This is a genomic window from Sorangium sp. So ce119 (genome assembly GCF_051524405.1).
Lineage (GTDB): Bacteria > Myxococcota_A > Polyangia > Polyangiales > Polyangiaceae > Sorangium > Sorangium cellulosum_G.
Genome location: NZ_CP150310.1, coordinates 2,416,964 through 2,437,441, shown reverse-complemented (window position 1 = coordinate 2,437,441; position 20,478 = coordinate 2,416,964). Strand labels below are relative to the sequence as shown.

The following is a 20,478-nucleotide window of genomic DNA, read 5'->3' as shown; positions in this document are numbered from 1 at the left end:
GACCGGGTGGTCCGGGGCGGTCCCGGCAGCTTGGTGATGACATGCGTTTGCTCCGCCCTCGCGCCTCCCGCGCCGCAGGCATAGCCCTGGCTGTCCTCTCGGTGGCCGGGGCGCTCCCGGCGCGGGCCGAGCCCACGGCGGCCGATCGTCAGACAGCGCGGACGCTCCTCATCGAGGGGCGCAAGAAGCGCGACGCCGGGGACGTCGCCGGCGCCCGCGAGGACTTCCAGGCGGCCCACGCGCTCGTGCGCGTCCCCACGACGGGGCTCGACCTGGCGCGCGCCGACGAGGCGCTCGGCCGGCTGATCGAGGCCCGGGAGACGGCGTACGAGGTCGTCCACCTGCCCCTCGGCAAGGAGGAGCCCGCGGCGTTCACGCAGGCGCGGGCGGCGGCCGCGGCGCTCGTCGAGCAGCTCGAGGCGCGCATCCCGTCGCTCGTGCTGCGCGTCGAGGGCGCGTCGCTCGACCGGATCGAGGCGCGGGTCGACGGCCAGCCGATCCCGCGCGCGGCGCTGCCCTACCCCCGCAAGCTCAACCCGGGTCGCCACGAGGTGGTGGTGACGGCGCCCGGCTTCCGGACCGAGCGGCAGGAGGTGACGCTGAAGGAGGCGGAGCGCGCGCCGGTGGAGGTCCGCATCGCCCTCGTCCCGGGGAGCGCCACGGAGCCCGCGCCCGGCGGCGTGGAGCCCCCGCCCGCGGGCGCGCCGGCGGAGCCCCGCGCGCCGGTGCCGCTGTGGGCGTGGGCGGCGGGCGGCGTGGGGCTCGCGGCGCTCGGGGGCAGCGTGGCGTTCGCGATCGACCACGCGGCCGCGCGCGACAGGGTCGAGAAGGACTGCCCCGGCTCCGTGTGCGACCGGCGCGTCCACGACTTCGAGAGCATGGAGGCGCTCCGGGCGCGCTGGAACCGGAGCCTGGGCCTGTCGCTGACCCTCGGCGCCGTGGGGCTCGCCGGCGTCGGCGCGGCCGTGGGCGGCATCCTCCTGCGGCCCGGGGCGGGCGCCGCGGGCGCCGAGCGGGCCGCGTCGCTCGTGCCGCTCGTCACCCCCACCACGCGCGGCGTGATCTGGCAGGGAGTTTTCTGATGTGGGCACAAAAATCTCGCCTGACTGCGGCCGGCGCGGCGTTCGGCTGGGCGGCGCTCGGGTGCGCGCCGGAGCTCAGCCTGCCGGGTCCCGAGGGCGCCGGCGGCGCGGGGGGCGGCGCGCCGCCGTCGGGCGGTGAGGTGCAGTGGGCGCGCGCGCTCGGGGGCGACGGGGAGCTGGCGGGGGCGAGCGTGGCCGTGGCCGACGACCGCGCCGCGGCGCTCCTCGGCAGGCTCACCGCGGCGGAGGGCGTGGCGCTCGACGACCGGAGCGTGACCCCGATCGGCGTGGAGAACGTCTTCTGGGCGCGGCTCGCGGCCGACGACGGGGCGGGGCTCGATCTGAAGCGCTTCGGGGCGTTCGACCCGCAGATCGTGAACGCGCTCGCGACGGACGGGAACGAGGGCCTGCTGGTCGCGGGGGAGTTCTCCGGAACGCTGGCGTTCGGCGGCGCGCCGCGGACGAGCGCCGGCGGGCGGGACGGCTACGTCGCGCGGCTCGACGCCGAGGGGCGGGAGCTGTGGCTGCAGCCGCTCGGCGGCCGGGGCTTCCAGGCGGCGACGGGGGTGGCGGCGACCGCGACGGGGCGCATCGTCGTGGCGGGTCGCTTCTCGGGCGTGCTGACGATCGGCGGGGATCGGCTCGAGAGCGCCGGCGGCAGCGACGTGTTCGTGGCGAGCTTCGACGCCGACGGGGCGCCGCTCTGGAGCCGGCGGTTCGGCGACGGCTTCGATCAGCAGGCGCGCGCCGTGGCGGTGGACGAGAACGGCAACGCGGTCGTCGTCGGCGACTTCGGCGGGACGCTCGACCTCGGCGGCGAGCCGCTGGAGAGCGCCGGGGATCTCGACGTGTTCGTGGCGAGCCTCGACGCGCTCGGCGAGCACCGCTGGAGCCAGCGCTTCGGCGACGCGGGGCTGCAGCGGGCGCGGGCCGTGGCGGTGGACGGGGCGGGCGACGTGATCGTGGGCGGCGAGTTCGGCGGCACGATCGATCTCGGCGGGGGCCCCCGGACGGCCGAGGCGCGGGAGGCGGTGTTCGTGGCCAAGCTCGGTCCGCGGGGCGAGCACCGCTACAGCCGGGTCATCGGCGAGCGGGGCGCGTCGCTGGGTCAGCTCCTCGTCGACGGGACGGGCGACGTGCTCGTCGTCGGCGGGTTCCGCGGGGAGGCCGCGCTCGCGGGCGGGCCGGTGGAGAGCGCGGGCGACGACGACGTGTTCGTGGCCAAGCTCGATCCCGAGGGCGGCTACCGGTGGAGCCACCGCTTCGGCGGGTCGGGCGCGGACCGGGCGACCGGCGTGGCGGTCGACCGGGAGCGGCAGGTGTTCGTGACCGGCGCGTTCACCGGGAACGTGCGGTTCGGCGAGAAGCAGCTCGAGGGCGGCGAGGGCACGGACGTGTTCGTGACGAAGCTGTCGCCATGAAGGACGGAGGCGCGATGAAGCGTGCGGGGACATGGGGCGTGAGGTCGCGCGGTCGGCGGTGGAGGGTGGGGCTCACGGCAGGCCTGATGGCGCTGCTCGTGCCGGCGACGGTGTGGGCGGAGGACGACACCGATCTCGACGGGGTCGCCGATCCGAACGACAACTGCCCTGTCGTGGCCAATCCGGACCAGCGGGACTCGGACGAAGACGGCCTCGGCGACGACTGCGACAACTGTCCTGTCGCGGTGAACCCGGACCAGCGGGACACGGAGGGGGACGGCGTCGGCGACACCTGCGACGAGGATGACGACGACGACGGCGTCATCGATGCCGACGACAACTGTCCTGTCGCGTCGAACGATGACCAGGCCGACGCCGATGGCGACGGCATCGGCGACCTGTGCGACGACAACGCGACCGGAGCGGACGACGACGACGACGGGCTCGCCAACGACGTCGACAACTGCCCCGCTGTGGCGAACCCGCTCCAGCAGGACGCGGACGACGACAAGCACGGTGACGCCTGCGACAACTGCCCCACCACGCGCAATCCGAACCAGGAGGACGGCGACGCCGACGGCATCGGCGACTTCTGCGAGCCGGACATCGACGCTGACGGCGACGGGCTGCTCAACGCGGAGGACAACTGCCCGGCGGATCCGAACCCGGACCAGGAGGACACGGACGGCGATGGCATCGGGACCGCCTGCGATCCGGACAGCGACGACGACGGCATTGTCGACTGGGAAGACAACTGCGCTGTCGTGCCCAACCTGTTCCAGGAGAACACGGACGGCGACGAGCTCGGCGACGCGTGCGACGACGACGACGACAACGACGGCGCGCCGGACGCGGAGGACAACTGCCAGCACGTGTCGAACCAGGACCAGGCCGACGGCGACGACGACGGCCGCGGCGACGCGTGCGACCTCGCCGCCGACGTCGACCGCGACGGCGACGGCATCGCGGACGACGCGGACAACTGCCCGGACGCGCCGAACCCCGATCAGACGGACTCCGATGACGACCAGGTGGGGAATGCCTGCGACGACGCGGACGGCGACGGCCTGACCGACGCGGCGGACAACTGCGACGAGGAGCCCAACCCCGATCAGGCCGACAGCGACGGCGACGGGCAGGGGGACGCGTGCGACGACGACGACGACGGCGACGGCGTGCTGGACGCGTCGGACAACTGCGCCGCGGTCGCGAACCCCGATCAGGCCGACGGCGACGACGACGATCAGGGGGACGCGTGCGACGTCGATGACGAGGACGACGACGACGACGGCGTGCCGGACGGCGACGACAACTGCCCGCGCGTCGCCAACGCGGATCAGGCCGACGGCGACGCCGACGGGACGGGCGACGCCTGCGACGGGAGCGGCGCGGGCGGCGCCGACCCGACGGAGCCGGAGGTCTCATCCGGCCTTGTGTGCGCGTTCCAGCGCGGCGGCGGCAGCGGCGCGCCCGTCGGCCTCGCGGCGCTCCTCGCGGCCGCGCTGGGCCTCGTCCGGCGTTCCGGGTGGGCGTCCCGACGAAGGTGAAGGAAACCGCCACGACACCAGAGACGACACGGGAGAGGGAAAGATAGAGAGATAGCCCTCTCCGTGGCTCCCTGAAACACACGGTGGGTTGTCGCCCCACGGCCAGCTCCGGATGCGGGCGGGCTCTGCCGACTCACCGTCGTGCATTTTCGTGAGCCGTGGCGTTGCGGCGGTGTAACTGCTCTGGCTGAACGCGCCGGAACGCCGCTCCGCAGCCCGCGCTGGGGATGGGAGCGCCGGCGCCACATCCGGAGACATCATGCGCCCTGCTCTGCCGCTCTCTTTTTCACTCCTGACCACCCTGTTCGGATTCACCCTCGGCGCCGGCTGCAGCGACAGCGCCGTGGATGGCGCCGCCCCGTCCGGCGGCGCGGGCGCCGGGGACAGCGCGAGCGGCGGCGGCAGCGCCAGCGGCGGCGGCAGCGCCAGCGGCGGCGGCAGCGCCAGCGGCGGCGGCAGCGCGAGTGGCGGTGGGGGGGCTGGAGCCGGCACCGGCACGGCGGGCGGCGGCGTGATCCCGACCCCGACGACCATCGTCATGTGCCAGGGCAAGACGTACCAGTGCGGGGATCTCATCGACAACGACGACGACGGGCTCCTCGACTCGCAGGATCCGGACTGCCTCGGCGCGTGCGACAACACCGAGGACAGCTACTACGGCGGGATCCCCGGCCAGGCCGGGCCGGCGTGCACCGTCGACTGCTACTTCGACCAGGACTCCGGATCGGGCAACGACGACTGTCACTGGAACCACCAGTGCGATCCGAACGAGGTCGCGCCCGGCTATCACCCCGAGTCCATCAACGGGACGATGTGCGCCTACAACGCGGCGGCCTCGACACCCGGCGCCCAGGGCAGGAGCTGTAGCGAGCTCGACATGGAGCAGTCCGACGTCTGCCACGACACCTGCGGTCCGCTCACGCCGAACGGCTGCGACTGCTTCGGTTGCTGCGAGCTGCCCGCCGGCAGCGGCCTCTATGTCTGGCTCGGGTCGGACGCCGACGGTACCGGCGAAGGCTCGTGCTCACGCGACGGCATCTCCGACCCGAGCCGCTGCGAGCCCTGCACCCCCGTCGACGCCTGCCTCAACCACTGCGGCCGCTGCGAGCTGTGCCTCGGCAAGGACACGCTCCCCGCCGACTGCTTCGAGACGGGCACCGGCGCTGGCGGCAGCGGCGCCGGCGGCGACGGCGCCGGCGCTGGCGGCGGCGAAGCCGGCGGCGCGCCCGGGACCGGCGGCAGCGGGTCCGGCGGCGACTCCGGGGGCCAGTGCGCGCCGGGGGTCCAGCCGTGCGGGCTCGCTGGCCAGGATCCCTGTGCGTCGGACCACTACTGTATCACCGGCTGCTGCCAGCCCGTTGTGAACTGACGTTTCATCCGTCGTTTTCTCCCTGGATTCGGGGGCGGGGAGCGAACCACGAGGAACGCAGGAGACATGAGGAGCTGTGATCACGCTCCTCTGTGCTCGCTGTGTGCCTGTGGTGTATTGCCTCCGAGCGAGTCGGGGATGAGCCCGGGGCCGCGGCGCCGATGGCCCGCGAGCCGACGAGCTGACCTGCGGCGAGAGAGAGTTTGAAAGGAGACCAGTCCATGGTGATGCGCTCGATGGCTGCTGGGGTGCTTTGCGCCTTGATCGGGGTGGGGTGTGGCGGAGACGACGAGGGTCAGCCGAAGAGCTGCTCGGTGTCCGAACAGACAGGGTGCGCCGCGCCTCAGGTGTGCGAGGAGGTGGAGGGGGCCGAGCCCGCGTGCTTCGCGCCGGTGACGCTGAAGGGTCGGGTCTACAACTCGCTCGACGACAAGGCGATCGCGGGCGCGCGGGTGCTGGCGCGCGACGCGAACGACGCCGTGATCTCCCGGGTGGCGGTCACGAAGGAAGACGGGACCTACGAGCTCGCCGTGCCGGCCCGGCGCGACGCGAACGGCGCACCGGTCAAGACCGATGTCACGCTGCGCGCCGACGCGCTCGCGTACGAGACCTTCCCGAAGGCGCCGCGGGTCGCGCTGCCGATCGATCTCTCGACCGCGGCGGGTACGCCGCTCTCCGTCGCGTCGGCGGCCACCGAGATCGCGCTGTTGCCGCTCGCGGAGAGCGATGGGCTCGGCTCGGTCTCCGGCGTCGTCCACGCCGACGAGCCGGGCGGGACGCTGCTCGTCGCGGGCGGCGCCACGGGCGCGGCCGATCTCGACGGCAGCTACACGATCTTCAACGTGGCCGCGGGCGAGGTCACGGTGAGGGGCTATGGCGCCGGGCTCGCGCTCGACACGGCGAGCGCGACCGTCAGCGCGGGCAAGGAGACGACGGGCGTGGACCTGCACGCCACCGGGGAGGCCACGGCGGTCGTGAGCGGCAAGGTCGAGATCGTGAATGCGCCGGACGGGGACGCGACCTCGGTCATCCTCGTCGTGGCCGATACGTTCGATGAGGCGACCGCGCGCGGCGAGACCCCGAGGGGGCTCCGGCAAGGCAACGTCACCGGGGAGTTCTCGATCGCCGGGGTGCCCGACGGCGAGTACGTGATCCTCGCCGCGTTCGAGAACGACGCGCTCGTGCGGGATCCGGACACGTCGATCGGCGGCACCGAGATCGTGCGCATCACGGTCGCGGGCGGCGATCAGCCTGTCCAGGAGTCGTTCAAGGTGACGGGCGCGCTCGCCGTCGTCTCGCCCGGCGCGAGCAGGATGGACGAGGTGAGCGGGACGCCGACGTTCGTCTTCGAGGACGACTCCAGCGAGGACATGTATGAGGTGAGCCTGTTCGACGCGCTCGGGGAGAAGATCTGGGAGGACCTGGAGGTGCCCAGGGTGTCCGGGAGCGAGAACGTCACCGTCGAGTATGGCGGTCCGGAGCTGGTCTCGGGGATGATCTATCAGTTCCGGGCCACATCGAAGAAGGACGGCACACCCATCTCGCAGACCGAGGACCTGAAGGGGGTTTTCCTCTACAAGTGATCTCGGGGGACGGCGCGCGCGGACGCGGCCGTCAGCGCTGGCGGCGGCGGGCGCGACGCGCGATGCCGAGCGCGAGGAGGAGGCCGAGCAGCGCGGGGTTGCGGGCCGCGCCCGGCGCGTGGCCGGTCGGGCCGCCCATCGCGGCGTAGCTGCAGCGGAAGCTGAGGCAGCAGCACGGCTCGGAGGGCGCGCCGCCCTCGGCGTGGCCCGCCTCCCCTTCCCCGCCCGCCGCATCTCCGCCTCCGCCGGCGCCGCCGCTGCCGTCGGCGCCGCACTCCCCGCCGGCGCCCGGGGCCGAGCCTCCCGCGCCCGGGGCCGAGCCTCCCGCGCCCGAGCCTCCCGCGCCCGGGGCCGAGCCTCCCGCATTGCCGCCGCTCGTGTCGCGGCCGCCCCCGGCGCCGCCGCCGCCTTCCGCCATCCCTCCCGCGGCGCCATCCCCTGCGCCGCCGCCGCCGACCGGATCTTCCGCGGGCCCTCCTCCGTGGCCGCTGCCCGCGCTGCCCCCTGCGCCGTCAACGGGTGTGGAGGTCGGCGTGTTGCGGCAGCCGAAGAAATAATGACATTCGTCCGTGGTCGTCGGATCCCCATCATCGCAGTCGAGAGGGACGTCGCTCACACAAGAGCCCTCGAAGCAACGCTCGATGCCGTTACAGATGTCGAAGTCACCGCAGAACGCGCCGTCCGGCAGGAGCACGTTGTCCGCGCAGCGCCCCGCGCCATCGCAGTACTCCCCCGGATCGCAGAGCGAGCCGGAGGGGCGGCAGAGCACCGTCGGCGGCTCCGGGGCGCACAGCGCCGAGCAGCAATCGCCGTTCATCGCGTTCCCGTCGTCGCACGCCTCGCCCCGTCCGAGCACGCCGTCTCCGCAAATGGCGGGCACCACGGTGAACACCGTCGGATCGGCGGAGCCGGCGAACAGGGGCTCGTCCGTGGACACGGTCGACTCGTTGATGCCATCCGAGTCAGCGTCAAAGGAGAGGGCGCCTTGGTTCACCACGACGAGCCCCTCGGTGAGCGGCCTGATCCGCGCGTCGATCGTGATGACCACCCACTCCCCGGGCTCGACCGTCCCGTTCCATCCGACGGTGTTGGTGGAGGGGTCGGACGAGACCGCGCCCTTCTCCACGAACGCGCCGTTCAGCGCGAGCTCCGGCGGGAGCACGTCGACGAACTCGAACCCCGGGTTGTCGGGTTGCTGCCGCCCCCCGCCGTTGTGGATGAGCACGGAATACACCGCGTTGTCCCTGGCCTCGCGGTCGGTGAGGACGGTCATGAACCCGGTCAGACGGGCCGGTATCGAGACGACGGTCTCCTCCTTGTCCTCGTTGTCCGCCGGGTCGGAATCGTGCTCGCGCGCGGTGACCTCCGCCGTGGTCTCGACCTCGGCGGCGACCGCGGGCGGCGCGAGCGCGGGCGCAACCACGGTGACCGCGATCGACGCGCTCGCCCCGGCGGCGAGCGACGCGCGCCGGCACACGAGCCCGTCGTCACCCAGGTTGCACGTCCAGTCGGCCCCGGAGGCGCTGACGAAGCTCGCCCCTGCCGGCAGGACGGACGTGACCTCAACGTCGGTCGCGTCGCCGGGCCCCTCGTTGGCGACGGTGATCGTCGTGGTGAGCTGCGCGCCGGGCGACACCGGATCCGGCGCGTCCGTCAGCGTAATCGCCAGATCCGCCCCACAGGCCCCGGAAGCGACCGGCACCGCCGCGAGCACGACGTTGTCGATCGCGACGCCGCACGGGCCGGTGCGCCCCACGTCCGTGCAGATCTGGCTGTCGTCCTGCGTGTAGTCGAAGCGGAGCTGGACGGTCCGCCCGCGCATCCCCTCGCCGGGGAAGCGGATCGACACCCGCTTGCTCCCGCCGGAGCTGCCGGACCAGACCGACTGATCCGAGAGGTAGTCGGGGTCGTCCAGGGCCGGGAGGTGCTTGGGAAAGTGGTGGCGCGCGCCCGTCACGATCTGCTCGGCGAACGCCTCCGCGAGGACCGCCCGCGGCGCGGCGCCGGCCGTGAGGTCCTCGACGCGCAACGTCAGTCCGTCGAACGCCTGGACGAGCTTCTGCGGATCGTCCTCCAGCTCGTAGGTGAGGTCGAAATCGAGCGTGACACTGGAATTTCCGGAGCTCTCCGGGATCGTCACGGCGGGCGACACGAGGGCGACGTGCGCCGTGGTTGGCTCTTCGTCGTGGAAGGCCGCGTTGTTGCCGGGCGTCAGGGTCTGCGCAACGACCCAGGTTGAGGTGGAGGCCGGCCCGCCGGCGCGCTCCGACCGCCAGCCGGAGGGCAGCGCGGGCGCGCTCGCGGCGTCGAAATCCTGGCGGAGGAGGACGTCCGGGGTCCCCGGGCCGCCGGTCTCGAGCTGGATGGACAGCGCGATCGTGCCCTGATCGGAGCTCACCGTGAGCGTCAGGTCGATCGGGGCTCCGGGGGTGAAGTCCCGGTCCGTGCGGAGGAGGAAGGGCGCGTCGCTCGCGGCGACGCGGAGCGGCTCGATCTCGGGGTAGGTGGCGCTCGGCCGCACGACGGTCACGGAGGGCGTCTCGGTGGCGAGGGTGGCCGTGACCCCGGAGACGGTCGTCCTGCCGGAGACCGGGTTGGCGAGGTAGTTCTCCAGGTAGACGCCGACCTCGACGAGCTCCCCCGGGTCGATGCGCTCGTTCGCGAGGGCGCCGCAACCCGGGTCCGCGATCCGGGTGCCCGCGGCGCGCAGCGGGGGGACGCGCGCGAACTCGTCGAGGGTGTCGAGATAGACGTTCGGCGCAATCAGGGAGGCCGACGCCGGCTGCCCCTCATCGAACCTGGGTGCGTCGCCCGCCCTGCTGAACACGCTGTAGAGCTCGCCGGCGAGCGCGACGCCTCCGATGCGCTCTCCCAGGTTCGGCCGGCTGGCGTCGTTGCCGTGGCCCGCGTGGAAGGGGCGGTCCGAGATCGGCGCGGGCGGGCTCCAGGCGGCGCCTTGATCGACCGACGCCGTGTGCACAACCTCGGTCAGGTCGCCGGAGGTCGCGACACCCTGGTCGTAGAAGACGACGTGCGCGGTGCCGGTCGACCGATCGACGGCGACGAAGGGGAAGACCTGGGCCCGATCGCGCCCTGGATCGCTGTTGAGGAGGACGGGGGGGCCGGAGGCGCACTGGCCCGTGAAGGTGCGCAGGGCGATGTCCCCCGTGCCCTGGTCGCCGGACCGCTGGTAGACGACGTAGACCTGCTGCGTGGCGGGGTCGACGTCGATCGACGGGGAGCTCCTGGCGTGGTCGACGCCGGGGATCAGGTCTTCGGGGGGGTAGCCGGTGTCGTCGAGGAGGACGGTCGGTCCCCAGGTGACGCCGCCGTCGGTGGAGCGGCGGCAGCCGATGTTGCGGAGGGAGGTGCCGGGCTCGATGGCGCGCCAGACGGCGTAGACGATCGCGTCGCCGTCGGTCGTCCCCGGGAGGACGCGCGCGCTCGGGCCGTCGAGATCGCCGCCGGCCGGCGCCTGCGCGAGCGCCACGGCGGCCGACCAGGTCTGGCCGAGGTCGTCGGAGTGGCTGTAGAGGATCCGGGGAGCGCCCGCGCCGCGCGCGCCGCGCTGGACCCAGGTTGCGGAGAGCCGCCCGGTCGCCGCGTTGACGTCGATGGAGGCCTGCTCCGCGATCTCCCCCGCGACGAACGCGGGCGTCACCTCGACGGGCGCGGACCAGGAGGTCCCGGCGGCGCTGCCGGCGCTGGAGGCGTGGAGGCAGAGGCCCTGCAGGCCGTCGGCCGGGCGAACGTAGGTGGACGAGCTGACGAACACGTCGCGGCGCGGATCGTGGACGACGCGGGGCGCGCCGAGCACCTGGCCGCCGGTGGCCGAGGGCAGCGCTGCCTCGCCGTTCGGGCCGAGCACCTCGGAGAAGGTCCGTCCTCCGTCGGCGGAGCGCGCGACGCCGGACAGGCTGATCGGGCTGGCGAGCGCGCCGCGCGGATCGGTGTACGCGGCGACGAGGATGCTGGCGTCGGCGTTGGCGGCGATGGCCGCGTCGTGCTGGGGTCCGAGCGCGTCGGGCGCGTGCACGGCGCGGTCCGCGCCCGCGGCGACCGCGAGGCGAGCGGCGCCAAGCACCTCCGGTTCGTCGCTGGCACACCCCGCGCCGGCGGTGAGCAGCCCCCCGCTGAGCAACCAAGCGACCCTGCGTCGCGCGCGCATAAGCACCTCCGAACAGAGATAGATGCCGCGAGCTCGCAGGACGTGCCGATTTCCCCCACATCCATGAGGCCCGTCCAGCGGCTAGCCGCGATGCGCTGCGGTCGTTTTGCGGGCGACTTCGGCGCGCGGCGCGCTTCGGCGGGAGATGCGCCCGGCGTGGAGGCTCCGCCTCGACAGGGTTTCCCGATCTTCCGGGCAGCGGACCGGGCGCCGTGTTCGTCGGGCGCGGATGGGCCGGAGGCGGCGCCGACTCAGGTGCGGCGCCGTCGAAGAGGCGGCTCACGGCGACGGGCGGGGAGCACGAGATCGGCGAGGCGGCGCGCGGCGGCGAAGGCAGCTGCCTCGGCGGCGAGGGCCTCACCCGGGTTGGCGCCGGCGGCGAGGGCCTCACCCGGGTTGGCGCCGGCGGCGGCGAGGGCCTCACCCGGGTTGGCGCCGGCGGCGGGGATCTCCCCCGCGGGGGCCTCACCCAGGTTGGCGTCGGCGGGGACTTCACCCAGGTTGCGGTCCTCGCGGTCCTCGACGAGGGCCTCACCCGCGGGATCCTCGCCCAGGTTGGGGTCCTCGCCCAGGTTGGGATCCTCGCCCAGGTTGGGGTCCTCGCCCAGGTTGGGGTCCTCGCCCAGGTTGGCGCGTCCGCTCAGGGTGAGCATCGCGATACCGTGGAGGCCCGCGAAGAGGACGTGCGTATCCTCCGCCGGCCGCGTGCTGCCGTAATGGCGCAGCAGCTCCACGAAGCTGCTCCACAGAGGGCGCGCGAGCCGCAGGCGCCCCTGCTCCCGCAGGCCGGCCCGGTCGAAGCGGCGCTCGGCCATGAGCCAGTACAGGTCCGGATGGCGCAGCGCAAACTCGACGTAGCCGACAGCAAGCGCCCGCGCATCGGCGCCAGCGCGCGCCCGCGCTTCCAGGAGCTCCGCGAGCCGCCGCCATCCGGCGCCATCGACGCGGATGAGGAATCCGTCGAGCGAGCCGAAGTGGTGGTACAGCACCATCGTCGTCTGGCCCAGAAACGACGCGATCTTGCGCGCGGTCAGGTCGTCCCGCGTCAGCCGGCCCTCCCAGAGCGCCTGGAACACGCGCTCGACCGGCTCATCGGCGTCCCTCACACCCATGCCCACAATCCTGCCACGTCCAGCGCTCCCCTGTTGATCCCCGCAGGATAACACTGTTATCTTCGCCTGGTATGAGCTTGCTTCGCGATGATTCGATGGGGCCCGCGGCCCACCGCGCAGGAAGCCGCCGGCTGGTGTGCTTGGCGCTCGCGGCGGTCGCGCTCGCGGGAGCGTGCACGTCGCGGCGGCCTGCGGCGGACGACGCCCCCGTGGGCCCTTACGAGGTGGTGGACGGCTGGCCGCGCGTCCCGGAGAGCATGGTGTTCGGCCCGACGCTCGACGTCGCGGTGGACGCGCGCGGGCGGGTGCTGGTCAGTCATGCGGCCGGGCGCGCGTCAGGGAACGACGCGCTGATCCCGGAGCCGACCATCGTGGTCTTCGATCCCGAGTCGGGGGAGCTGCTCGACGCGTGGGGGGAAGGGCTGTTCATGTATCCGCACGGGATCGAGGTCGATCGGAACGACTTCGTGTGGGTGACGGACTCCGAGCAGAACCGTGTCTTCAAGCTGACGGCGCAGGGAGAGCTGGTCATGAGCCTCGGCGAGGCGCCATGATGCGCGCGGGCGCGTGGATCCTCGTGCCGCTCGTGGGGCTCGGGTGCGCGACGAGCCCGGAGCAGCTCGACCGGCCCACGAACGTGGCCTTCGGCCTGAACGGCGATGTCTACGTGGCGGACGGCTACAACCACGCGCGCATCGCCCGCTTCTCCGAGAGCGGCGAGTTCCTGTCGGAGTGGGGCGAAAAGGGGTTCGGTCGCGGACAGTTCGATACGCCCCACGGCATCGTCACGGACGACGAGGGGAGGGTCTACGTCGCGGACCGGGAGAACGCGCGCGTTCAGATCTTCAGCGCGGACGGCCGTTACCTTGCGCAATGGAAGAGCGCCGCGCTGGGGCGGCCTTGGGCGATCGCCTTCGGGCCTGACCGGCATATCTACGTGGTTGACGGGGGCGACCAGGATCCGGAGCGGCCTCGAGGGCATGTGCTGCGGCTCAACCTGGGTGGAGAGATCGTGGACCGGTGGGGCACGTCGGGAGACGGCCCCGGGGAGATCGACTGGGGGCACGGTATTGCGGTGGGGCAGGACGGCAGCGTCTATGTCACGAGCTTGAGGGGCCGCGGCGTGCAGAAGTTCCGGAGGACGAGGTGAGCCGGAGAGGGCGCGCGCTCGCGGTCACCGTGGTTGCCGTGGGTGGAGCCCTCGCGCCGGCCCCGAGCTGGGCCCAGGGGACGGGCGACATGCCGATGCGACCTGTCGACCGGGGCTATGTTGCGTTGTACAGTATTTTTGCAGCTTCGCCGCAGAGCAGCGAGCTGGCGACGGTCCATGTCGCGCCGCAGGTAGCGGCGGGCGTTCGCCTGAACCGTTGGCTGACCGCAACCACGGACGTGACCTCGGCCTGGACTACGTTCCAGGTGGAAGGCGAGGCGCGGCGCTCGTCGTTTCGCTTCGGGAATCCATTTGTAACGGCGCAGGCGACGCTGCTCGAGGAGGGAAAGCGCTCGATTCACGCCGGGCTCGGGGTTGCTCCGCCGGTGACGACGTTTCCCGGCACAATCCCGGGAAATACGGAGGCTGAGTACAACTACGCGGTCGCGGCGGCCGCGCGCGGCTTCGCGGACTACTGGATGTGGGCGCCGAACGTGATCCCGATCGCGCTGTTGCTTCGCAGCAGGACGGAGCTGTCGGGGTCCGTGTTCGTCGGCGCCGAGTTGGATCCCGCGATGCTCGTTTCCGTGAATTCCAATCCGTCGCGGCTGGCGGTCGTGGCCGCCGCACATGCGGCCGTCAGGGTGGGTCCGCTGACGCCCGGGCTGCGGGTGCAGATGTTCGCGCAATCAGAGACGGTCGCTGGGCGAGATTTCTCGCAATGGGCGGCGATTTTCTTTGTGAATGCGGAATTCGACGCGATGTTCGTTCGGTCCCAGGTTGCCGTCAACCTCGACGCGCCGTTCGGCCTCGCGGGACAACGCGGGGCGACCGTATGGGGGGCATTGCTCGGGGGCGGAGTCCGCCTGTAGCAGCAGGCCAACCCAGGTTGCGCCGCGACCAAGGCAGCGGCAGCTACGCAGCCACGTTTCGAGAACCGCCAACCGCTGGGTATGGCGGCACTTCGACCCACGTTGCGGGATCGACGACGTTGCGGGACCGACGACGTTGCGGGATCAACACTACGTATCTACAGCGAACGGGCAATCGCGGCGCCCGACGACGCACCCGACCTACGCGACCCGTCTTGGCTGGCGGAAGTGGCGGAAAGGGTGGCGGCCGCCACCCGTGCGGACGCTGTGCGGACGTCAACATCCCACAAATCAGCCTCTTTTCGAGTATGGCACGGCGCTTGATATCTCCCGGCGGACCATGAGCCAGCCCCGCGCAATCGTCCCCGGCGCTACCTATCTCCTCACGCGCCGCGTCCTACGAAGATACTTCCTCTTGCGTCCCGATTCAGCCATCACTCAGCTCGTCATTTACACCCTGACCATAACAGCTCGCCGCCATGGTATTCTCGTACACGCGCTTTGCGTGATGTCCACACACCTTCATCTCGTTGTTACCGACACCCGTGGCGAGATCCCACGCTTCCTTCAGCAGTTCCATCGCCTTATTGCGCTCGGAACCAAGGTCCTGCGCGCGTGGGATGGCCCGGTATGGGACCATGGGGCGACGAGCGTGGTACGCCTGGCAACACGGGATGCGCTTGTGGACAAGATAGCTTATACCCTCGCGAATCCAGTAACCGCTGGTCTCGTGCAGCACGCACACGAATGGCCAGGAGCAAAGGTGCTCGTGGGCGAGATCGGCTGCGGCATACTTCACGCGAAACGCCCCGAAGCTTATTTTAACCCGAAGAACCCACAGTGGCCCGAAGAGGCCGCACTTCCGATCACGCTTCCGCCGTCTGTACAAGCTGCCGATGCCGACCGGTTTCTCCGCGAGATCACACACAGGCTGGAGCAGCATGAGAAGCAGGCTCGCGCAGCCGCACAACGGAAGGGACTTGACTTCCTCGGCGCCGCTCGCGCGTGCGAGGTTTCACCCTACGAACGCGCGATGAGCCTCGAGCCGCTTCGAGAGCTCAATCCGACGTTTGCGGTGGGCCGGAGGCGTAAGCATGCACGAGATGCCGCTATTGCTGCGATGCGGGCCTTTCGCACCGCCTACCGCCGTTCGCTGGAGCATTGGCGAGCAGGCGTACGCACTGCAGTTTTCCCTGTGGGAACATGGTGGATGCGTGTGTTCCACGGAGTTGCTGTCAACGACGGGGAGCTCGCAGCAGCGTAGGCACCTCGCGAGTGCCCGTTGCCCTCAAATCGGGGTCGACGCAACCACGGTCGGGCTCCTCCACCGCGGCCCTGTACACGCGCACACGGGCTCCAAGGCGGTCCTCGTGCTCGCGCAGGGGCACCTCCTGCGGACGGCTCTTCGCTTCGGCGCAACCGCGGTCAGTTCGGCACGGGCCGGGTTGCAGCCACGGCAAGCTCTGGGGGCCGAGTGGCCGCTTGAGGGCCGGTCGCAACCACGGTCGGGCCGGTCGCAACCACGGTCGAGGGCCGGTCGCAACCACGGTCGGGTCGGCCGGCGGCCGGTCGGCCGGCGGCCGGGCCGGGTTGCAACCACGGTCGGGTCGGTTGGCAACCACGGTCGGGTCGGTCGGTTGGCAACCACGGTCGGGTCGGTTCGCGGTCGGGTCGGGTCGGGGCCGCGCCACGTCCCCCGCCCAGCACGTTCGGCTCACGCGTCACGGCTTACCCGCCCCATGCTAGACCGCGCTGCGCCGATGCCCCCCGAGCGCCCCCTCCTCGCCGCCTCGAGCTCCCCGCTGACCGCCACCATGGGCGAGCTCGCCCGCAACCTCGACGACCTCGCCTCGAACGACACCGCCGCGAGCGGCGCGCCTGCGTCCGCACCGGCCGACCACGAGCCGCTCCCGTCGTTCGACCTCCCCACGGACCGCCGCGTCGTCACGCCCCGTGACGTCGCCGCAGAGCTCGCCGCCGCGCCGCCTGGCGCGCTCCATGTGACGGGCGCCGCCGGCTCGGCCGGCGCCCTCGTCGTCCGGCGCCTCATCGCCGCCGCCGTTGGCCGCCGCGTCGTCGCCGTCACCGCCGACGTCGACAGCGCCCGCGCCCTCGCAGCCGACGCCTCGTTCCTGCTCGCCGATCGGGACGCCGACGACGCCGAGGCCGCCGGCGCCACCGCCTCCGGCCGCGTGCTGCTCTACGTGCCGAACGAGGCCAGCCCCTACGCCGACGTCAACCCGGACCGCCGCGGCGCCCAGACCCGCCTCGCCACGCTCTTCCACCTCGGCATGGACCTGCCGTGGTCGGTCCTCGTCTGCCCCATCGGCGCGCTCGCCCGCAAGGTCGTGCCCAGGGACGAGGTCACCGAGCACGCCGAGCTCGTCATCGCCGAGCAGGAGATGGACCGCGACGCGCTCTCCGCCCGCCTCGGCGCCTCCGGCTACGTCCGTAGCCCCCTCGTCGAGGATCCCGGGTCGTTCGCCGTCCGCGGCGCCCTCCTCGACGTCTGGGCGCCGTCCGCCGAGCTGCCGGTGCGCATCGACTTCTACGGGGACATCATCGCGTCCATCAAGACCTTCAACCCCGACGACCAGCGCACGGTCGCCGACGTCAAGGAGGTCTGGCTCCCACCGGCGCGCGAGGCGATCCTCACCTCGGACAACGTGGAGCGCGCCCGCCAGCGCGTCCGCGCCGTCTGCGACGCCATCGACTTCCCCTCGTCGAAGGCGCGCGCCCTGGTCGACGACGTCGCCAGCGGCCGCGCCTTCTTCGGGGCCGAGGGCTACCTGCCGGCGTACGTCGACCTCGCCTCCTTCACGGCGTACCTGCCGGACGACGCGCTCGTCCTCCTCGAGGACCCGGCCTCCCTCACCGCCGCCCTGCGCGACGAGCTCGGCCGCGCCGCCGCCGATCGGAACCACAAGGACCGCGAGCCGCACTTCCCGCTCGACGCCTTCTATGACGAGGAGGCGCGCGTCGCCTCGTGGCTCGGGGCCCGCACCGTGGTTGCGCTGCATCGCACCGGGGTTGAGGGCGCCGTGGAAAGCCAGGACTCGCTGGAGCGCTTCGAGGTCGCCCCGGAGGGCGCTCCCTCGCTGGCCACGCGCGACCAGTCGGACCTCGAGCGCGCCATCAAGGCCGCCCGCTCCTCGCGCGGCAAGCACGGTGCCCTTGACCCGTTGGTGCGCCGCGTCATCGCCTGGCAAGAAGCGGGCCTGCGCGTGCTCATCGCGGCGCGCGCACAGACCCAGGTTGAACGCCTCGTCACCCTGCTCCGCCACCGCGACGTGCGGGTGAAGGCCCACCTCGGCCCGTTCGACCCTGCCTTCCTCGACGGCACGAGCCCGGCCGCCCCGCGCGACACCGCGCTCGTCGTCACCGGCTCGCTCGCGCGCGGCGTCATCGCCCCGGCCGAGGGGCTCGCGCTCGTCACCGAGGAGGAGATCTTCGGCGCCCGCGCCCACCGCCGCGCCGCCCGCGCCGCAGCTTCCTCCGCGAAGCCCTCGCAGGCGTTCCTCGAGGACCTCCGCAACCTGGGCGTCGGAGACTACGTCGTCCACGTCGACCACGGCATCGGCCGCTACCTCGGCCTCGTCCACAAGCAGGTCGGGTCAACCACGGTCGATCTCATCGCCGTCGAGTACGCCGGCGGCGACAAGCTCTACCTCCCCGTCTACCGCCTTAACCAGATTCAAAAATTCAGCGGCGGTGAAGGCGCCCCCAAGCTCGACCGGCTCGGCGGGCAGACGTTCGCCAAGACGAAGGCGCGGGTCGAGAAGAGCGTCCGCAAGATGGCCGACGAGCTCCTGCGCCTCTACGCCGAGCGCCGCGCCGCCACCGCCGAGCCCGTCGAGCCGCCCGACGACGACTACCGCGCCTTCGAGGCCACCTTCCCCTTCGACGAGACGCCCGACCAGGCCCGGGCGATCGCCGAGGTCGCGGCCGACCTCGAGTCCGGCCGCCCCATGGACCGCCTCGTCTGCGGCGACGTCGGGTTCGGAAAGACCGAGGTTGCCATCCGCGCCGCCTTCCGCGCCGCCAACGCCGGCCGGCAGGTCGCCGTCCTCTGCCCAACCACGGTGCTCGCGCAGCAGCACTACCTCAGCTTCAAGACCCGCATGGCCTCCTACCCCATCGAGGTCCGCGCCATGTCCCGCTTCCAGACCAAGCAGGAGCAGGACGAGGTCTCCCGCGGCCTCCGGGACGGCAGCGTCGACGTCGTGATCGGCACCCACCGCCTGCTCTCCAAGGACATCCACTTCAAGCGCCTCGGCCTCCTCGTCGTCGACGAGGAGCAGCGCTTCGGCGTCACCCACAAGGAGCGCATCAAGGCCCTCAAGACCAACGTCGACGTCCTCACGCTCTCGGCCACCCCCATCCCCCGCACCCTCCAGATGGCGGTCTCCGGCCTGCGCGACATGTCGATCATCAGCACCCCCCCGGTCGACCGCCGCGCCATCCGCACCGTGGTTACCCGCCACGACGAGGCCGTCCTCCGCGAGGCCGTCCTCCGCGAGGTCGGCCGCGGCGGCCAGGTCTTCTACGTCTACAACCGCGTCGAGGGCCTCTACGAGCGCGCCGCCCGCCTCGCCGAGCTCGTCCCGACCGCCCGCATCTGCGTCGCCCACGGCCAGATGAGCGAGCACAACCTCGAGCAGGCCATGCTCGACTTCGTCGAGGGGCGCTACGACGTCCTCTGCGCCACCGCCATCATCGAGAGCGGCCTCGACATCCCCCGCGCCAACACGATCCTCATCGACCGCGCCGACATGTTCGGCCTCTCGCAGCTCTACCAGCTCCGCGGGCGCGTCGGCCGCTCCAAGGAGCGCGCCTACTGCTACCTCATCGTCCCGCCCCCGAACGCCATGACCGACGAGGCCCGCGCCCGCATCGAGGCCCTCGAGCGGCACACCGAGCTCGGCTCCGGCTTCCAGATCGCCTCGCTCGACCTGGAGCTGCGCGGCTCCGGCGACCTCCTCGGCGCCGAGCAGAGCGGCACCGTCGCCCAGGTCGGCTTCGAGCTCTTCTGCCAGATGCTCGACGAGGCCGTCCACGAGCTCCGCGGCGAGCCCGTGGTCCACGACGTCGATCCCGAGCTCTCGTTCGACACCGACGCGCTTCTGCCAGAGGAGTACATTTCCGACGTCGGCGTACGCCTCTCCCTCTACAAGCGGCTCGCCAGCGCCGGCGGGGCCGAGGACGTCCAGGACCTCGCCGTCGAGATGGAGGACCGCTTCGGCCCGCCGCCGATCGAGGCGCGCCGGTTCGTGCACCTCATGCGGCTCAAGACCGAGCTGCGCCGGCTGAAGGCGCTCGCGTGCGAGGCGAGCGCCAAGGGGGTCACGCTGCACCTGCGCGAGGACACCCCGCTCGATCACGCCAAGGTGCTCCGGCTGGTGCAGCCGAAGGGCTCGCCGTACCGGCTCTCGCCCGACATGCGGCTCTCCCGTCGCGCCAGGGACGGCGAGGTCTTCACGAGCGGGCTGGAGGCGACCGACAAGCTCCTCAGCGAGCTCGCCGGCTGCCTCAAGGACGGCGCCTGAGCGCCGCGCCGGGGCGCTCACCCCGCCCGCGCCGCCGTCCCCTGCATCCCCCGTTCTCGGCGCGCTCGCGCAGGCGCCCTGGCGTGAAGCGCGCGGCGCGCCCGCCCGAGCGAGGCCCCCTCAGGACCCGGCCGTGATCACGACCGATGCCGCGGAGCGCTGCGACGGCCCGTGGTGGACGGCCTCGATGTTGTTCCCGTCGGGATCGAGCACGAAGGCCCCGTAATACCCCGGGTGGTACTGCCGCTCCCCGGGAGCGCCGTTGTCGCGGCCCCCCGCGGCGATCGCCGCCTCGTGAAAGCGGTGCACCTGCTCCCGGTCCGCCGTCTGGAAGGCGAGGTGCACGCGCGACACCGGCCCGCCGTCGCTCGGCGAGACGAACAGCTCGTCCGCGGAGAAATAGCCCGGCCCGTCCTGCACCAGGTCGCGCCCGAGCACCTGCAGCACCGCGCGGTAGAAGCGCTTGCTCCGCTCCAGGTCGGCGACGCGGAGATGCACATGGTCGATCAACCTACCCAGGTGAAATTGCATGGCCAGAGTGCCTACTACGGCGCCTCGCAAGGTGGAAGTCCGCGGGGCCGAGGCGACGCGACGCCCGGACGGTGATAACCTCTCGTGACGGGAGGGA

General features: G+C 72.3%; 13 protein-coding genes. 10 read left to right on the top strand and 3 right to left on the bottom strand.

What is annotated here, in order from left to right; translation table 11 throughout:
* The first annotated feature begins 41 nt into the window (after nt 1–41).
* The 5 genes from WME76_RS09455 (at nt 42) to WME76_RS09435 (ending at nt 7,002) form a co-directional block, all read left to right on the top strand.
* On the top strand, nt 42–1,082 hold the full coding sequence (locus tag WME76_RS09455) for a hypothetical protein (RefSeq protein WP_437959830.1): 1,041 nt from the start codon (nt 42–44) through the stop codon (nt 1,080–1,082).
* On the top strand, nt 1,082–2,503 hold the full coding sequence (locus WME76_RS09450; RefSeq protein WP_437959829.1) for a hypothetical protein: 1,422 nt from the start codon (nt 1,082–1,084) through the stop codon (nt 2,501–2,503). Before WME76_RS09455 ends, WME76_RS09450 begins: the two co-directional genes overlap by 1 nt.
* A 65-nt stretch (nt 2,504–2,568) precedes the next feature.
* The gene (locus tag WME76_RS09445) at nt 2,569–4,050 is read left to right on the top strand and encodes a thrombospondin type 3 repeat-containing protein (RefSeq protein ID WP_437959828.1); all 1,482 of its coding nucleotides are present in this window, start codon (nt 2,569–2,571) and stop codon (nt 4,048–4,050) included.
* 259 nt (nt 4,051–4,309) lie between these two features.
* A complete protein-coding gene (locus WME76_RS09440; RefSeq protein WP_437959827.1) occupies nt 4,310–5,419 on the top strand; it encodes a hypothetical protein in 1,110 nt (369 codons plus the stop codon).
* Between the two features lie 314 nt (nt 5,420–5,733).
* Nucleotides 5,734–7,002: a hypothetical protein gene (locus tag WME76_RS09435; RefSeq protein ID WP_437959826.1), complete on the top strand. Its 1,269-nt coding sequence runs from the start codon at nt 5,734–5,736 to the stop codon at nt 7,000–7,002.
* A gap of 31 nt (nt 7,003–7,033) precedes the next feature.
* Here WME76_RS09435 and WME76_RS09430 read toward each other — a convergent pair whose 3' ends face one another.
* Together WME76_RS09430 and WME76_RS09425 are read right to left on the bottom strand one after the other, a co-directional pair.
* Complete coding sequence (locus tag WME76_RS09430) at nt 7,034–11,086, bottom strand: hypothetical protein (protein WP_437959825.1); 4,053 nt, start codon at nt 11,084–11,086, stop codon at nt 7,034–7,036.
* A gap of 335 nt (nt 11,087–11,421) precedes the next feature.
* Complete coding sequence (locus WME76_RS09425) at nt 11,422–12,282, bottom strand: TetR-like C-terminal domain-containing protein (protein ID WP_437959824.1); 861 nt, start codon at nt 12,280–12,282, stop codon at nt 11,422–11,424.
* A gap of 71 nt (nt 12,283–12,353) precedes the next feature.
* On the opposite strand from WME76_RS09425, the gene WME76_RS09420 reads away from it, so the two are divergent.
* From WME76_RS09420 to mfd, 5 genes are all read left to right on the top strand, one after another.
* Nucleotides 12,354–12,836, top strand: a complete 483-nt coding sequence (locus WME76_RS09420; RefSeq protein WP_437959823.1) for a hypothetical protein — start codon at nt 12,354–12,356, stop codon at nt 12,834–12,836.
* Complete coding sequence (locus WME76_RS09415; RefSeq protein ID WP_061607336.1) at nt 12,833–13,432, top strand: SMP-30/gluconolactonase/LRE family protein; 600 nt, start codon at nt 12,833–12,835, stop codon at nt 13,430–13,432. Before WME76_RS09420 ends, WME76_RS09415 begins: the two co-directional genes overlap by 4 nt.
* A gap of 89 nt (nt 13,433–13,521) precedes the next feature.
* Nucleotides 13,522–14,304, top strand: a complete 783-nt coding sequence (locus WME76_RS09410; RefSeq protein ID WP_437959822.1) for a hypothetical protein — start codon at nt 13,522–13,524, stop codon at nt 14,302–14,304.
* 340 nt (nt 14,305–14,644) lie between these two features.
* Nucleotides 14,645–15,568 (top strand): transposase, encoded by a 924-nt coding sequence (locus WME76_RS09405; RefSeq protein ID WP_437959821.1) that lies wholly within the window; start codon nt 14,645–14,647, stop codon nt 15,566–15,568.
* A 475-nt stretch (nt 15,569–16,043) separates the two neighbouring features.
* Entirely contained in the window at nt 16,044–19,850 is a 3,807-nt protein-coding gene (gene mfd / locus WME76_RS09400; protein WP_437959820.1) for a transcription-repair coupling factor, read from the top strand.
* A gap of 120 nt (nt 19,851–19,970) precedes the next feature.
* Here the strand turns inward: mfd and WME76_RS09395 are convergent, their stop codons facing one another.
* Nucleotides 19,971–20,381 (bottom strand): VOC family protein, encoded by a 411-nt coding sequence (locus tag WME76_RS09395; protein ID WP_437959819.1) that lies wholly within the window; start codon nt 20,379–20,381, stop codon nt 19,971–19,973.
* Nucleotides 20,382–20,478 lie beyond the last annotated feature (97 nt).

Coding starts and splice junctions, on each gene's coding strand:
- WME76_RS09440 (WP_437959827.1), top strand. CDS start 4,310: ATGCGCCCTGCTCTGCCGCTCTCTTTTTCACTCCTGACCACCCTGTTC.
- WME76_RS09415 (WP_061607336.1), top strand. CDS start 12,833: ATGATGCGCGCGGGCGCGTGGATCCTCGTGCCGCTCGTGGGGCTCGGG.
- mfd (WP_437959820.1), top strand. CDS start 16,044: ATGCTAGACCGCGCTGCGCCGATGCCCCCCGAGCGCCCCCTCCTCGCC.
- WME76_RS09455 (WP_437959830.1), top strand. CDS start 42: ATGCGTTTGCTCCGCCCTCGCGCCTCCCGCGCCGCAGGCATAGCCCTG.
- WME76_RS09405 (WP_437959821.1), top strand. CDS start 14,645: ATGAGCCAGCCCCGCGCAATCGTCCCCGGCGCTACCTATCTCCTCACG.
- WME76_RS09420 (WP_437959823.1), top strand. CDS start 12,354: ATGAGCTTGCTTCGCGATGATTCGATGGGGCCCGCGGCCCACCGCGCA.
- WME76_RS09395 (WP_437959819.1), bottom strand. CDS start 20,381: ATGCAATTTCACCTGGGTAGGTTGATCGACCATGTGCATCTCCGCGTC.
- WME76_RS09425 (WP_437959824.1), bottom strand. CDS start 12,282: ATGGGTGTGAGGGACGCCGATGAGCCGGTCGAGCGCGTGTTCCAGGCG.
- WME76_RS09410 (WP_437959822.1), top strand. CDS start 13,522: ATGCCGATGCGACCTGTCGACCGGGGCTATGTTGCGTTGTACAGTATT.
- WME76_RS09450 (WP_437959829.1), top strand. CDS start 1,082: ATGTGGGCACAAAAATCTCGCCTGACTGCGGCCGGCGCGGCGTTCGGC.